At 62.7% G+C, this 13473-nt stretch carries 15 protein-coding genes and 1 tRNA gene; 8 read left to right on the top strand and 8 right to left on the bottom strand.

Going from position 1 to position 13473, the window contains the following annotated elements:
• The first annotated feature begins 196 nt into the window (after nt 1–196).
• The 5 genes from plsX to EOA32_RS22345 all read left to right on the top strand — a co-directional run bounded on the left by plsX (nt 197) and on the right by EOA32_RS22345 (nt 3747).
• A complete protein-coding gene (gene plsX / locus EOA32_RS22365) occupies nt 197–1267 on the top strand; it encodes a phosphate acyltransferase PlsX (protein ID WP_067000757.1) in 1071 nt (356 codons plus the stop codon).
• Between the two features lie 9 nt (nt 1268–1276).
• Nucleotides 1277–2248, top strand: coding sequence for a beta-ketoacyl-ACP synthase III (locus tag EOA32_RS22360; RefSeq protein WP_067000775.1), 972 nt, complete (start codon nt 1277–1279; stop codon nt 2246–2248).
• 102 nt (nt 2249–2350) lie between these two features.
• Nucleotides 2351–2674, top strand: coding sequence for an integration host factor subunit alpha (locus EOA32_RS22355; protein WP_067000778.1), 324 nt, complete (start codon nt 2351–2353; stop codon nt 2672–2674).
• 125 nt (nt 2675–2799) lie between these two features.
• On the top strand, nt 2800–3339 hold the full coding sequence (locus EOA32_RS22350) for a MerR family transcriptional regulator (RefSeq protein ID WP_067000781.1): 540 nt from the start codon (nt 2800–2802) through the stop codon (nt 3337–3339).
• Between the two features lie 105 nt (nt 3340–3444).
• Nucleotides 3445–3747: a DUF883 family protein gene (locus EOA32_RS22345; protein ID WP_095778647.1), complete on the top strand. Its 303-nt coding sequence runs from the start codon at nt 3445–3447 to the stop codon at nt 3745–3747.
• Between the two features lie 105 nt (nt 3748–3852).
• On the opposite strand, the gene EOA32_RS22340 is transcribed toward EOA32_RS22345, so the two are convergent.
• The 3 genes from EOA32_RS22340 to EOA32_RS22330 all read right to left on the bottom strand — a co-directional run bounded on the left by EOA32_RS22340 (nt 3853) and on the right by EOA32_RS22330 (nt 5571).
• Complete coding sequence (locus tag EOA32_RS22340; protein ID WP_067000787.1) at nt 3853–4113, bottom strand: hypothetical protein; 261 nt, start codon at nt 4111–4113, stop codon at nt 3853–3855.
• Nucleotides 4114–4542: 429 nt separating this feature from the next.
• Entirely contained in the window at nt 4543–4737 is a 195-nt protein-coding gene (locus EOA32_RS22335; protein ID WP_127246941.1) for a hypothetical protein, read from the bottom strand.
• Nucleotides 4738–4965: 228 nt separating this feature from the next.
• Nucleotides 4966–5571, bottom strand: a complete 606-nt coding sequence (locus EOA32_RS22330) for a hypothetical protein (RefSeq protein ID WP_189407311.1) — start codon at nt 5569–5571, stop codon at nt 4966–4968.
• A 304-nt stretch (nt 5572–5875) separates the two neighbouring features.
• Between EOA32_RS22330 and EOA32_RS22325 the strand changes: the two genes are divergently transcribed.
• Both EOA32_RS22325 and EOA32_RS22320 read left to right on the top strand, forming a co-directional pair.
• A complete protein-coding gene (locus tag EOA32_RS22325; protein WP_128372909.1) occupies nt 5876–6142 on the top strand; it encodes a helix-turn-helix transcriptional regulator in 267 nt (88 codons plus the stop codon).
• Between the two features lie 177 nt (nt 6143–6319).
• A complete protein-coding gene (locus tag EOA32_RS22320) occupies nt 6320–6778 on the top strand; it encodes a YbaK/EbsC family protein (RefSeq protein WP_067001008.1) in 459 nt (152 codons plus the stop codon).
• 45 nt (nt 6779–6823) lie between these two features.
• On the opposite strand, the gene EOA32_RS22315 is transcribed toward EOA32_RS22320, so the two are convergent.
• The 5 genes from EOA32_RS22315 to EOA32_RS22295 form a co-directional block, all read right to left on the bottom strand.
• Nucleotides 6824–6900, bottom strand: a tRNA-Pro gene (locus EOA32_RS22315).
• A gap of 54 nt (nt 6901–6954) precedes the next feature.
• Entirely contained in the window at nt 6955–8202 is a 1248-nt protein-coding gene (locus EOA32_RS22310) for an O-antigen ligase family protein (RefSeq protein ID WP_128372910.1), read from the bottom strand.
• Between the two features lie 65 nt (nt 8203–8267).
• Nucleotides 8268–9800 carry an undecaprenyl-phosphate glucose phosphotransferase gene (locus EOA32_RS22305; protein WP_128372908.1) on the bottom strand — a complete coding sequence of 511 codons (1533 nt, stop codon included), beginning with the start codon at nt 9798–9800 and terminating at the stop codon, nt 8268–8270.
• A gap of 140 nt (nt 9801–9940) precedes the next feature.
• Nucleotides 9941–11071 (bottom strand): glycosyltransferase, encoded by a 1131-nt coding sequence (locus tag EOA32_RS22300; RefSeq protein WP_128372907.1) that lies wholly within the window; start codon nt 11069–11071, stop codon nt 9941–9943.
• Between the two features lie 8 nt (nt 11072–11079).
• Nucleotides 11080–11643, bottom strand: coding sequence for a polysaccharide biosynthesis/export family protein (locus tag EOA32_RS22295; protein ID WP_067000804.1), 564 nt, complete (start codon nt 11641–11643; stop codon nt 11080–11082).
• A gap of 263 nt (nt 11644–11906) precedes the next feature.
• Here EOA32_RS22295 and EOA32_RS22290 point away from each other — a divergent pair.
• Nucleotides 11907–13473: GumC family protein (locus EOA32_RS22290; protein ID WP_128372906.1), on the top strand; the 1567-nt coding region annotated here is incomplete at its 3' end.

The following is a 13473-nucleotide window of genomic DNA, read 5'->3' as shown; positions in this document are numbered from 1 at the left end:
GGTGACGATCAGCCCGAGGAAAGCGAATTCCAGAAAAAGCTGCGTTCGCTGCTCGGAAAATCCTGAAGGCGGCCTGGATTTTGGAAAAGTTGGTTGTGCGGCAGCCCAAAACCGCTATTTTCGCCGAACCTTCGCGAGCCCCCTTACCTCGGCAGGCGCCCGCCGCTAGCCAGGCAAACCGTGAGAAAAACACCGCGTGATCAGGATTTCCATCGATGCCATGGGCGGGGATCACGGACCAGGCGTCGTCATCCCCGCGCTGATGACGGTCGCCATCCGCCGCCCTGACATCCGTTTCGTCATCTATGGCCGCGAGGACGCTGTGCGTCCCGAACTGGCCAAGTTTCCCAAGCTCGCCGAGGTGAGCGAGTTCGTCCATTGCGAGATCGCTGTCAGGATGGACGACAAGCCGAGCCAGGCGCTGCGCCACGGCCGCTGGAAATCGTCGATGTGGAAAGCGGTCGAGGCGGTGAAGAACGGCGCCGCGCAGGCCTGCATCTCGGCCGGCAACACCGGCGCGTTGATGGCGATGTCGAAATTCTGCCTGCGCACCATGGCCACCATCGACCGCCCGGCGATCGCGGCGCTTTGGCCGACGACGCGCGGCGAGAGCGTGGTGCTCGATGTCGGCGCCACCATCGGTGCGGATGCGCATCAGCTCGTCGATTTCGCCATCTTGGGCACCGGAATGGCGCGCTCGGTGTTCGGTATCGAGCGGCCGAGCGTCGGCCTGCTCAATGTCGGCGTCGAGGAGATCAAGGGCCAGGAGGAGGTCAAGGAGGCCGGGCGCATGCTGCGCGAGGCCAACATGGCCTCGATGAACTATCGCGGCTTCGTCGAGGGCGACGACATCGGCAAGGGAACGGTCGACGTGGTCGTCACCGAGGGCTTTGCCGGCAACATCGCGCTCAAGACCGCCGAGGGCACGGCAAGGCAGATCGCGGGCTATTTGCGGGCCGCCATGAGCCGCACGCTGATGGCCAGGATCGGCTACGTCTTTGCCAAAGGTGCCTTCGACCGGCTGCGCGAAAAGATGGATGTCGGCCGCTCCAATGGCGGCGTCTTTCTGGGCCTGAACGGCATTGTGGTGAAGAGCCATGGCGGTGCCGATTCGGATGGCTTTGCCGCGGCGATCGAGCTCGGCTACGACATGGTGCGCAACAATCTGCTTGACCGGATCGAGGCCGATCTCGATCTGTTCCATGCGCGCAATCCGACTGCCCAGGCAAATAGGAAATCCGGCGTCGCCGTCGAGGCCGAGGAATAGGAACGAACCTTGATCAGATCAGTTGTGCGCGGCAACGGTGCCGCGCTGCCCCGCCGCATCATGAAGAATGCCGATTTCGAAGGCATGGTCGAGACCTCCGACGAGTGGATCGTCCAGCGCACCGGCATTCGCCAGCGCCACGTCGCAGCCGATGACGAGACGACGGCCTCGCTGGGCGAGGCGGCGGCGCGCGCCGCGCTCGACAGCGCCGGCCTGACGCCAGCGGATATCGACCTGATCGTGCTGGCGACCTCGACGCCTAATAACACGTTCCCGGCGACGGCTGTCGAAATCCAGAACCGCCTCGGCATGCATCACGGCTTTGCCTTCGACATGCAGGCCGTGTGTTCCGGCTTCGTCTATGCGGTCGCCACCGCCGATCTCTATATCCGCGGCGGGCTGGCAAAACGCGTCCTGGTGATCGGCTCCGAAACCTTCTCGCGCATCCTCGACTGGAGCGACCGCTCGACCTGCGTGCTGTTTGGCGATGGCGCCGGCGCCGTGGTGCTCGAAGCGGCGAAAGGGGCTGGCAACATCGCCGATCGCGGCGTGCTGGCCGCCAGCCTGCGTTCGGATGGCGTCCACAAGGAAAAACTCTTCGTCGACGGCGGCCCGTCCACCACGGGAACGGTCGGCCATCTCAAGATGGAAGGCCGCGAGGTCTTCAAGCACGCGGTCGGCATGATCACCGACGTTATCGAGGCCACTTTCGCCGAGGCCGGCATCACGGCGGAAGACCTCGACTGGTTCGTGCCGCATCAGGCCAATAAACGGATCATTGACGCTTCCGCCAAGAAGCTCGGGATAGCCGAAGAGAAAGTCGTAGTCACCGTCGATTTGCACGGTAATACCTCGGCTGCCTCCGTGCCGCTCGCTTTGTCGGTGGCCGTCGCCGACGGCCGCATCAAGAAGGGCGACCTTGTTCTGCTCGAGGCGATGGGCGGGGGTTTTACCTGGGGCGCGGTGTTGCTGCGCTGGTAAGTGCCGAACGCGGGGGTTCGGTCCTTGACCTTGCCGGATCAATTACTTAGGCTCTGCCGCTGCCTGTATCGATTTATGTTTTTGAGCTGATGGGACGGTCGCATGGGGGGAAAGACACTGACGCGTGCCGACCTAGCCGAAGCCGTTTACCGCAAGGTTGGTTTGTCGCGAACTGAATCGGCCGAGTTGGTCGAGGCCGTCCTGGATGAGATTTGTGAAGCCATCGTTCGCGGCGAGACGGTGAAGCTGTCTTCCTTCGCGACTTTCCATGTCCGCTCCAAGAATGAGCGCATCGGCCGCAATCCCAAAACCGGCGAAGAAGTGCCGATCCTGCCGCGCCGCGTGATGACCTTCAAATCCTCGAACGTGCTGAAGAACCGCATCTTGCGTTCGCACCAGAACAGCAAGGCCAAGGGCGTCAAGTAACCCTCGAATGCCGGTTGAAAACCGCGGCCCCTTTGACGCCGGGCTTGAATATCGCTTCATAAACCGCTGAAATAAGGTGCGATTCGGATCAACTCCGGATTGCGGTCCAGCGTGAGGATTCGCCCATGGACAAGAGCCCCGATGCTTTCCGTACCATCAGCGAGGTTGCGGAAGATCTCGACCTGCCGCAGCACGTGCTGCGTTTCTGGGAAACCCGTTTCAACCAGATCAAGCCGATGAAGCGTGGTGGCGGCCGCCGTTACTACCGGCCGCAGGATGTCGAACTGATCAAGGGCATCCGGCACATGCTTTATGATCAGGGCTATACGATCAAAGGCGTGCAGAAGCTGTTGCGCGAGAACGGAAACCATTTCCTGGTCGCGATCGGCAATGGCGACATGGCAGCCGTCGAGGCGATCGCGCAGCGCCGCCAGGCCGAGCAGGTGCCGCTGACCGCGGCTGCCCAGCCGCGCGGCGACGAGGATGCGCTCGTCGGTCAGCCCAAGGTGAAGCCCAGCCGCCGCTTCTTCGGCCTTGGCAAGGGAGACGACGAAGGTCCCGTGCAGCCGGACTCCTCGAAATTGTCGCGCGACAACCGGGCCTTGCTGCAGGAGGCGCTCTTCGACCTTCTGGAGTGCAAGCGCCTGCTCGACCAGGTGCGTTGAGCTTCGGGTGCCGCTCCGGCGGCTTGGACGGCCGACGTCTCTGACAGCCGGAACTGCTGTGGCATCCATGCGTTAGCCCTTCTCTGCAAGAGAAGGACATCAGGCATGGCGTGGTTTTCGACCCTTTCCGATCTCGATCTGGACAGGCAGGTCGCGGCGCTCTCGCGTCAACTTGACGATGTCAGGAAAGCCTTGGCAAAACGCGGCGACACCTATTACGAGGACGGCCGCGAGGCGGCGTCCGATTATTATTCGCAGCTCGCCGACCGCTTTCACGAGGCGCTGCCGGCAATCAGGCGCCGGGGCAGGGCGCTCGAGCACACCGCGCGCGAGCATCCGGCCACCGTGGCCGCCGTCGGACTGGTCGTGGTCGGCCTGCTTGCCGGCCTTCTGATCAGCCGGCGCTGACTCCGGGCTGCGAAACAGAAATGGCGACCGTTCGCGCCGGCCGCCATTCCGTCAGCACGAGAGTCCAACCGGATGGAATCGGGATGGAGTGGGCTCCGGCTTCGATCAGTTCGCGAGCTTGATCCGGCTCTTAGGATCGACCTTCATGACCTGGCTGCACTTGCCGTAGACGGTGCCGTTCTTATCGGTGGCGTCGGTGTAGGTGCCCTTACAGTCGAGCTGCAGCACCAGACAGGAGCCGGAGCCTTTGCAGACCGCACCGCCGTCGCCGGTCGGATGCGTGCCGGCAAAGGCCGGCGCGGAAACCGAGCCGAAAGCCGAGACGACGAAGGCGGCGGCGAGCGAGATACGCTTGAAGTTGGTCATTTGAGCATTTCCTTCCATTGGTTGTTGGGATCGCTTTCTGGCGTCCCGGTCGGGTTGAGGAACGCCTTCGTGGCGTCCATGACCGCTTGGTGCGGCCTCCAATGGAAAGGTTCATGGCCCGCGCAATTTTTGTCGCCTGGCGAGCATTGCTGTGAAGGTGTCAGGGTTCAGGGATTACCGTAGGTGCCGAATTTGCCGGCGGCGCTAAGCGCTCGTTGGGCAGTGGCGACTTGATGAGGCAAGAGGTCGGGACCGCTTGAAAAGCGATCGAACCCGGCTGCGCGCTCATCAGGGGACAGCAGGTGCTCAAATCAAGGGACAGCGGGTGCTCAAAGGAGAGGCTTGTCCCACGAAGCGAAAAATTCCGATGGGAAGACTTGCGCGACCAATACAATGAAGGCCTGCCTTCCCATCGGCAGGTGGGAAGGATCAGGCCTTCTTCTCAACCACCTTCTTATGGTGGTGATGATGGTGGTGGTGATGATGATGATGGTGCCGGCGATGATGCTTGTGATGGTGGTGCTTTACCACCGGGGCCGCATCGGCGCTGGTCGTGCCGAGGATCGGCATGGTGAATGCCAGGGCCAGAGCCAGCCCGAGCGCGGAGAGGAGGGACTTCTTCATGATTTCGTTTCCTTTTACGCGGGCGTTCCGGAGTTCACCGGACCAAATCGGTGACCCAAGCCCCGCGATCGGCACTATCCTCCTGGATTTTTTCGACACTTTTTCCGGACTGTAGATTTTTGTTTCTGGATTGTTTCTGGCGAACCACGATCGCGCCGCGCGCCCTTGCGGGCGCGCATGGACGGCTCGACACCATGCTTTTCGAGCTTGATGCGTCAGCTGCGCGCCTCACATCGGCGGCGCCACGCCATGATTGCCGACCACCACCCGGCGCGAAACGAGCTTGCCGCCGCTGCCGCGCTCGGCGCTGACGAACACGGTCATGCCTGGCTTGAGATCCGCGGGGGCAGCGGGCGCGAATTTCACGATCGGCGTCGATTGCGGGATGGCGATCTCTTTCTTCTGGCCATTGCTGTAGGTCAGCGTCACGGTCCTGCCGTTGACCTCGGTCACGTCGGCGACAGTGCCGTTGGTCATTCGGCTGTTGGGCTGCAAATCCCAATCGCGGTCGCCTTCTCCGGTTCCCTTTAACGCCGCCGGGAAGATCACGACTTCCAGCGCGCCGCTGCCGCCGTCGGCCTTGGACACCGATGCGATGCCGAGGAAATCGCCCTGTTTGATATCGGCGGCCGACGCCTTGGCGACACCGGAGATCATCCAGTCGGGGGAAAGGGTGATCGTATCGGTCTTGCCGTCGCGGGCTTTCACCGTCAGCGTCGTACCGGCGAGGTCGACCACCGTGCCGCGCAAGCGCACGGTGTCCGCCTGAGCGGCGCCCGCAAAGCCTGAAATCATGCCGAGTACGACAGCGAATAGGAATAGCTTCAGTTTCATGGATTCCGATCCTCTTCAAAGGGGCTGGCGTCGCCCGCCTTCCGGCAAGCGACGGAGAGCTAACGAATCGGAGTGGGCAAAATGCCGGCGGGTGCGGCCTTCGGCGCTTCAAAAGATCTTGATTGGGCTTCGCGCCACCTTACATGTCGGTGGCCTGCGGCCTCGGCTCCCAGCCGATGACCACGGTCACGATGGCGTGACGGCCAAAACGGCCTCTTGGCAAATCATCCGTTAACGGCCATTCTCCCGCCCGTCTCAGGCAACGCCACATTTCATCTGTGTTGTTTCATCCCAAGGAGTTGCCATGCCCAACACCGCAAGAAACGCTGTTTCCAACAACATTATTGCCGCGTCCGGCCTCAATCCGCTGAAAGCCGTCCGCGAAACGAGGGGATATACGATTGAGGAGCTTTCCTTGACCTGCGGCCTGGCCGTGGGCGAGATCGTCGACATCGAGGACGGCAAAGACGCCGACCCCGCCAAGCTCAGGCGTATCGCTTCCGCGCTGCAGGTGCCGGAAGAGGAATTGATCATGATGCCGATCGAAGAGAATCGGCCCACACAGCAATAGAGACGCTGAAGCGTCCGCGAAAAAAGCCCGCCATGGCCCGCCCTGGCGGGCTTTTTTGCGTCTTCCACAGATGGTTCCCTGGCCCTTGCCAACTGCCGGCGCGCCATGCGGCAATCCCGGCCGCTGCCACGATTCGGCGGCATCGACTGGCCAACATGCCTGATTGAGGTTTCGCTCATGAGCTTGGAATCGGTCCGCGCCTTCTTTGCCGAACATGCACCCGACATCGAGGTGCTGGTCACCGAAGCGAGCTCGGCGACCGTGGCACTGGCGGCCGACGCCCATGGCGTGCTGCCGGCGCAGATCGCCAAGACCATCTGCCTGCGCGTCGGCGACGAGACCATGCTGGTCGTGACCAGCGGCACTGCCAGGCTCGACAACCGCAAATGCAAGGACACGCTCGGCGGCAAGCCGCGCATGCTCGACGGCGAACAGGTGCTTGCCGCGACCAGCCACCCGCCGGGCGGCGTCTGTCCCTTCGGTCTGCCGGCGCCGCTGCCGGTCTTTTGCGATGTGACGCTCAAAGCCTTCGACGAGGTCGTCCCCGCCGCCGGCGCGACGAATGCCGCCGTGCGGATTGCGCCGCAGCGGATGGCCGAACTTGTAGACGCCAAATGGGTCGACGTGTGCCAGTAGTAGATTGGAGGGGACTTCTGGGGGGCAAGTCTCAGGCTTGAAAAATGGTCGGAGTGGCCGGATTCGAACCGACGACCCCTTGACCCCCAGTCAAGTGCGCTACCGGGCTGCGCTACACTCCGGACCGGGTGGCGATGTATCGTGAGAACCCCGTGCGGGTCAACCGAATTCGGCGGCTATTTCGCCGACGACTGTGCCGCAGCAGGGATGGCGCGCGCCAACCGCAATTCCTTCTGGTGCCGGTATTCCAGCGCGATCGCGCCCCAGATCAGCCCGAGCAGCAGATAGAGATGGCGCCAGTGATCGATGTCGATGAAGGTGCCGAGCCCGATATTGCCGAGATAGGCGACATAGGCGCAAAGCAGATAGGGCTGCCAGGGACGAGCGCGCAGGAGGATGCGGAACCCGGCGCAGATCGTCCACAGGGTCAGCGTCAGGAACGAGACGAAGCCCAGCCAGCCATAGTCCATCAGCGCCTTCAGCCAGATGTCGTGCGTGTCCTCGCCGTAGATCGTGCCGAAGACCAGCGGGCCGATGCCGAACGGGTGTTCCAGTGCCAGCTGGAAGCCGATCGTATAGCGTGCGAAGCGGCCGAGGCGCGCGGTATCGTAGCTTTGCTCGAGATGCGCGCGCTGGGTGAACATGTCCGACACGCCGGGCAGTTGCAGGATGACGAGGATGGCGATGATCAGCAGCGCGAGCGCGGCGATCGTCATCACCACGACCCGCAGGCGGAACATGCCGCTGGCGCTCTGCAGAAAGAGGCATGCGGTGAGCAGCACCGCCGACACCGCGAACATGCCCCAGGCGCCGCGAGAGAAGGAGAAGAAGATGCCGGCGGTGATGATCAATAGCGGCACCGCCAGAAGCGGCATGCGCGATACCGGGCCGGTCAAGAGCAGATAAAGCAGGTAGGTGCCGGGCAGCACCAGGAACGGACCGAACACGTTCGGGTCCTGAAAGGCGCCGGCGGCGCGGTCGTATTTTGTGAACATCTCCGCGCCCGGAAAGGCATGGAAGTAGCCGGCGATGCCGAGCAGCGAGGTCGCCACAGCCGAGGCCACATAGGCGATGAAGATCAGCCGGTAGAGGTCAGGCTGGACCGATGTCACCGAGGCGAAGAAGACCGCGCTGAAGGCGAGAAACAGCGAGACCGCCAGATAGAGCGGCGTGTTGGCGAGATCCGCCATCTGCGTCATCGCGATCATGCCGCCGATGTTCATCGCCACCAACAGCACCAGCAGCGGCAATATCGCTCGCGATATTCTGAGGCCGAACAGCGCCCAGACGGCGATCAGCCCGGCCATGTAGAGCTCGTAGGGTGCCGGCTCGCTGATGACGAAGCCGGAAAGCAGGATGCCGACGACGATAGCGGCCGACGAGATCAGCGCGATCAGCTTTGCGTTGACCGCCTGTGGCGGCAACTGGTTGACCGCCTGAGGCGGCAACTTGCTCACCGCGTCCGCCGGCAACTCCTGCGCGAGCGCGCTCAATAGGCGTTTTCCGTGTTGAGCAGGCGGACCGGCGTCAGGAACAGGATGCGCAGGTCGAACAGCATCGACCAGTTCTCGATGTAGTAGAGATCGTATTCCGTGCGCATGCGGATCTTTTCATTGGTGTCCATCTCGCCGCGCCAGCCGTTGATCTGCGCCCAGCCGGTGACGCCCGGCTTGACCTTGTGGCGGGCGAAATAGCCGTCGACCACCTCGTTGTAGAGCAGGTTGTGCGATTGGGCGGCGATCGCATGCGGGCGCGGCCCGACCAGCGACAGCGAGCCGAACAGCGAGTTGAAGAACTGCGGCAGCTCGTCGATCGAGGTCTTGCGGATAAAGCGGCCGACGCGGGTGACGCGCGGGTCGTTCTTGGTCACCGTCTGCTTGGCGGTCGGGTCGGACCTGTCGGTATACATCGACCTGAACTTGTAGACCTCGATGACCTCGTTGTTGAAGCCGTGGCGCTTCTGCTTGAACAGCACCGGCCCCTTGCTGTCGAGCTTGATGGCGATCGCGGTGGCGAGCATCACCGGCGAGAATACGATGATGCCGACAAGCGAGAAGATGATGTCGAAGCTGCGCTTGGCGACCGAGTCCCAGTCGTTGATCGGCTTGTCGAAAATGTCGAGCATCGGCACCGAGCCGATGTAGGAATAGGCGCGCGGGCGGAACTGCAGCGCGTTGGAATGCGCCGAGAGCCGGATGTCGACCGGCAGAACCCACAGCTTCTTCAAAAGCTGCAGCACGCGCGATTCCGCCGTCAGAGGCAGAGACACGATCAGCATGTCGATGCGGGCGATGCGGGAGAACTCGATCAGCTCGGAAATGGTGCCGAGCTTCGGGTAGCCGGCGACGATCGGCGGCGAGCGCTTGTCGCCGCGATCGTCGAAGATGCCGCAGATGCGAATGTCGTTGTACGGCTGCTTCTCGACCGAGCGGATCAGCATTTCGGCCGACTTGCCGCCGCCGACGATGAGCGCGCGGCGCTCCATGCGCCCGTCGCGCGCCCAGCGCCTAATCAGCCTGGACATCACCAGTCTGAGCCCGAAGATCAGCACGAAGCCGACCACGAACCAGCTGCCGAACAGGAGGCGCGAATAGTCCTCCGAGGCCTTCATGGCGAAGGCCGTGAGAGCCATCAGCGCGAAGGTGCCGGCCCAGACGAGGAGCACGCGGCCGAAATTGGCGAGGGGGCGCATCAGCGCCGCGATCTGGTAGCTGTCGCTGACGTCAAGCAGCACCACCGCCAGGAACGAAGCTGCCGCGATCGTCAGCGGATATTGCCAGGCGAGATAGTTGAAGAAGCCGACATAGTAGAAATAGAGGCAGATGCCTGACAGGAAGAGCACGGCGAATTCGACCATGCGCAGCACGCCGCTGACCATGATCGGCGACATTGTATCGCGCCGGTACTGCGAGGCGACCTGTCGCGCCACGTCATTGATGCCGGGCACTTGAGCTTCGGTCGGGCCGTCGAATTTGCGCACCGCTTCCATCGAAAAGCGGTGCGCGGGGTCGATCTCGTTCATGGGGATTGTCCGCGAGCTTCGCGCGAGTGAATAGCAAAAGAGAGCTAAGAAAGCCTTGAAACAACAGGTGGCTTTGAATGCGTGTTGTTGCTTGCGACGACTGGCGGTTTTTTTCACGCCTATAGCTAGATTAGTAAATTCTAAAGCTTTAGCGCCGCGAAGTAAGCCTTCTCGATCTCGGCCGCCATCACGTCGGCCCCGAATCGCGCTTTCAACTCGGGGTTTTGCGGCATCAGCTTGCGGTAGGCGCCGCGATCGTCGAAAGCCGTTCTGAGCCTGTCGGCAAGTTGGCGGGCATCGGGTCGGATCAGGGCAGGGGAGTCTTCGCCGAAGATCTCGGGAATGCCGCCCACGGCGGTGGCAATCATCGGCATGCCGGCTGCCAGGGCCTCGAGCACGATATAGGGCATTGCTTCCGCGCGGGACGGGACGACGATTAGCTCGGCCAGGGCGAAGGCTTCTCTGGCCGGCATCGGCGGCAGAAAGCGGACGTGGCCCTTCAGTCCGAGTCGCTCCACCTGAGCGTGGTAGCGTGGCAGGTCGTCGCCGGCACCGACCATCACCGCGCTTAGCCGGCGTCCGAGCTCCCTGCCGGCCCGCGCCAGCGCATCGATGAAGATGTCCGGGCCTTTGAGATCGCGCATCATGCCGATGTATATGAGATCGGCCGCATCAGCCGCCGGCGCCACCGGTTCGAACTCGACGGCCCGCAGGCCGTTATAGACCAGCCTGTTGGGGATGGGCGGCTCGCCGACCTTCCGTCGATAGGTTGTCCGCTCGTACTCGGAAACGAACAGAAGACAGTCGCTGAAGCGGGCCATGAAACGCTCCAGCGCGAAGAACAGCTTTCCGGTGGCCGTCGTTTCGTCATAGTGCAGCGAGCCGCCATGCGGCGAATAAAGGCGGGCCACGCGAGACCTTGAAACCCGCAACAGTGAGCCGAACAGACGGGCATAGGCGCCACCCTTGGCGCCATGCCCGTGCAGCACATCCGGCCGCAATTCCTTGATGATTTGATAGGTACGCCAGGCTGCGGCGATGTCGCCCGGTCCGATATGGCGCTGCATCGGCGTGCGATGGATGCCGAGCGCCAGGCGCTCCTTCATCGCTCCGAACAGCCGCTCCTCATAGTCCCCGCCCGTGGTCGAATCGCAGACGATACCCACGGAATGGCCGGCGGCGACCTGCGCCTCGGTCAGGTCGCGCACATGCCGGAAGATTCCCCCGACAGGTGAGCGGAAGCAGTGGACGATCCGAAGGTGAGCCGCCACGTTGATTTTCAGAACAGGCGTTCGCGGACGTAGACGGTGTCGCCGGGCAGGAGCGGATCGGATGTCTGCACCCTGCCGGTCATCACCTTGCCGTTGATATCGCGGGTGATGTCGACGCTTTCCTGGTTGGCGCGCGGCGTGAAGCCTCCGGCGATCGCGATCGCCTTCTGCACCGTCAATCCCGGCACATAGGAATATTGCCCTGCGGCGCCGACTTCGCCCATGACGAAGATCGGCCGGTAGCGGTCGATCTCGACCGAGACGTCGGGATCGCGCAGATATCCCTGGCGCAATTTATCGGCGATTTCCTTTTCGAGCTGCTGGGCGGTGTGGCCGCGCGCCGGCACGGCGCCGACGAGCGGGAAGGAGATGTAGCCGGACTGGTCGACGCTGTAGGTGTTGGTCAACCCGTCCTGCTCGAACACCGTCACGCGGATGCGGTCGCCGGCGCCGAGTCTGTATGGCTGGTCGAGCACTTCATGAAAGGCGGCGGGCGCGGGCCGGTAGCTGGAACAGCCGGTAAGCAGCGACAAGGCGAGCATGGCGCGAAAGAGATGAGCAGTGCTTTTCATGATCGGACACGAACCTTCGTCGCTCTCGCCACCGGTGAGGCGGCCAACCCCAGGAAGTGCGCCCGTTATCATCCTGTTAGGGTTAATGGTCGGTAAAGGATGGGCCTTGGACTCGTCGGCTGCTGGCAAAAAACTCAATTGTTCTATTGCTTTCGCCGGACGTTCTTTGAGTGCGTTCTAATAAGTACGCATCCTGATCTTAACGGCTGAGTTACCATAGTTGTTTACGGTCCATCCTCGACTCAAAGTTCGGAGCAGGATGCATGTCCGTTCAGTCCGCGGCCGCAGATGTCGATGTCGACCTGAGACAGCTCTTCGCCAGCCTGGCGAGGAATTGGCTGCGCATTGTTCTCGTCACGCTTGTCGTGACCGGGCTGGCGTTTGCCTTCGCCTGGCTGGCGACGCCTCAATATAAGGCAGTGGCCAAGCTGGAGATCGGGTCGCGCGAATCGGTCTTCACTCGGCCGGCCGGCACAACCAGCGACGACAAGCCGGCGACCGATGAGGAGGCTGTAGCCACCGAAGTCCAGATCATATCCTCGCCCGATATCCTCAAGAAGGTTGCCTCGGACCTCAACCTGGAAAAATTGCCGGAATTCGACGAAGCGTTGAAGATGTCGGCGCTCAGTCGCGCGCTTGTGCTTGTCGGCCTGAAGAGCGATCCCTTCGACATCCCGCCGGAAGAGCGCGTGCTCAAGGCAATGCATGATAAGCTCAACGTCTACGGCGTTGAAAAATCCCGCGTAATTGCCGTTGAGTTCTCCTCGAACGATCCAAAGCTCGCCGCCCAGGTCGCGGACGCCATTGCGCAGGCCTACCTTGCCTCAAAAGGCAGTGCGAAGATGGAATCGAACACCGCCGCCACAGGCTTCCTCGGCCCGGAAATCACCGATCTGCAGAATCGGGTGAAGGATGCCGAAGCCAAGGTTGCCGCCTATCGCGCGCAATCCGACCTGTTGATGGGCGGCAACAATTCGGTGCTCGCGACGCAGCAGCTCTCGGAACTGTCGAGCGAGCTTTCCCGGGTGCGTGCCAATCGCGCCGCCGCAGAGGCGACCGCCGACAGCGTGCGCAAGGCGCTGCAGAATGGCGGCACCCTGGACAGCGTGCCGGAAGTTCTGTCTTCCGAGCTGATCCAGCGCCTGCTCGAGCGGCAGGTAGAGCTCAGGACCAATATTGCCGATCTGTCGACAACGCTGCTCGACAACCATCCTCGCATCCGGGCGCTGAAGTCGCAGCTTGCCGATCTCAACGGCCAGATCCGCAACGAGGCGCAGAAGATCCTCAAGGGATTGGCGACTCAGGCACAGACCGCCAAGGCTCGCGAGGACCAGCTGGTCCAGGAGGTCAACATGCTGAAAGCCGCTTCGGCCCGCGCCGGCGAGCAGCAGGTGGAGCTCGATGCGCTGCAGCGCGACGCCAATGCCCAGCGCCAGCAGCTCGAATCCTATATGGCAAGCTACCGCGAGGCGGCTTCGCGCGCGGACCGCAACTATCTGCCGGTGGACGCCCGTCTGCTTTCGAAAGCACAGGTGCCAACCGAACCGTATTTCCCGAAGATCGGCCCGATCACTGGTGCCGCCGCCGCCGCGTCGCTGCTGCTGATGGCGATTAGCACGCTTCTGAGGGAATTGTTCTCCGGCCGTGCCATGCGTCCGGCCGCCGGAGCCCGATTCGAGCCGATCGAACAGGTGGCGATGCCGGTGGCGCGCACCGAACCGGCGCTCGCCGATGCCGAGGATGAAGCTAGCGACGATTCGGTCGCTGACGAGCGGATCGGGCAGGGCACCGTCATGGAGGCAGCGCCTGCCGAGCCGGTAGATCCACCAG

Origin of the sequence: Mesorhizobium sp. M1A.F.Ca.ET.072.01.1.1 (genome assembly GCF_004023325.1) — a bacterium.
In the GTDB taxonomy this organism is placed as follows: Bacteria; Pseudomonadota; Alphaproteobacteria; order Rhizobiales; family Rhizobiaceae; genus Mesorhizobium.
Note: the sequence above shows the minus strand (reverse complement) of the source record. Positions and strands in the feature narration are given on the sequence as shown.

Excerpts from the sequence above, each read along its gene's own strand:
- EOA32_RS22355 (WP_067000778.1), top strand. The coding sequence starts at position 2,351 with ATGGGGGGAAAGACACTGACGCGTGCCGACCTAGCCGAAGCCGTTTAC.
- EOA32_RS22350 (WP_067000781.1), top strand. The coding sequence starts at position 2,800 with ATGGACAAGAGCCCCGATGCTTTCCGTACCATCAGCGAGGTTGCGGAA.
- EOA32_RS22345 (WP_095778647.1), top strand. The coding sequence starts at position 3,445 with ATGGCGTGGTTTTCGACCCTTTCCGATCTCGATCTGGACAGGCAGGTC.
- EOA32_RS22340 (WP_067000787.1), bottom strand. The coding sequence starts at position 4,113 with ATGACCAACTTCAAGCGTATCTCGCTCGCCGCCGCCTTCGTCGTCTCG.
- EOA32_RS22335 (WP_127246941.1), bottom strand. The coding sequence starts at position 4,737 with ATGAAGAAGTCCCTCCTCTCCGCGCTCGGGCTGGCTCTGGCCCTGGCA.
- EOA32_RS22330 (WP_189407311.1), bottom strand. The coding sequence starts at position 5,571 with ATGAAACTGAAGCTATTCCTATTCGCTGTCGTACTCGGCATGATTTCA.
- EOA32_RS22325 (WP_128372909.1), top strand. The coding sequence starts at position 5,876 with ATGCCCAACACCGCAAGAAACGCTGTTTCCAACAACATTATTGCCGCG.
- EOA32_RS22320 (WP_067001008.1), top strand. The coding sequence starts at position 6,320 with ATGAGCTTGGAATCGGTCCGCGCCTTCTTTGCCGAACATGCACCCGAC.
- EOA32_RS22305 (WP_128372908.1), bottom strand. The coding sequence starts at position 9,800 with ATGAACGAGATCGACCCCGCGCACCGCTTTTCGATGGAAGCGGTGCGC.
- EOA32_RS22295 (WP_067000804.1), bottom strand. The coding sequence starts at position 11,643 with ATGAAAAGCACTGCTCATCTCTTTCGCGCCATGCTCGCCTTGTCGCTG.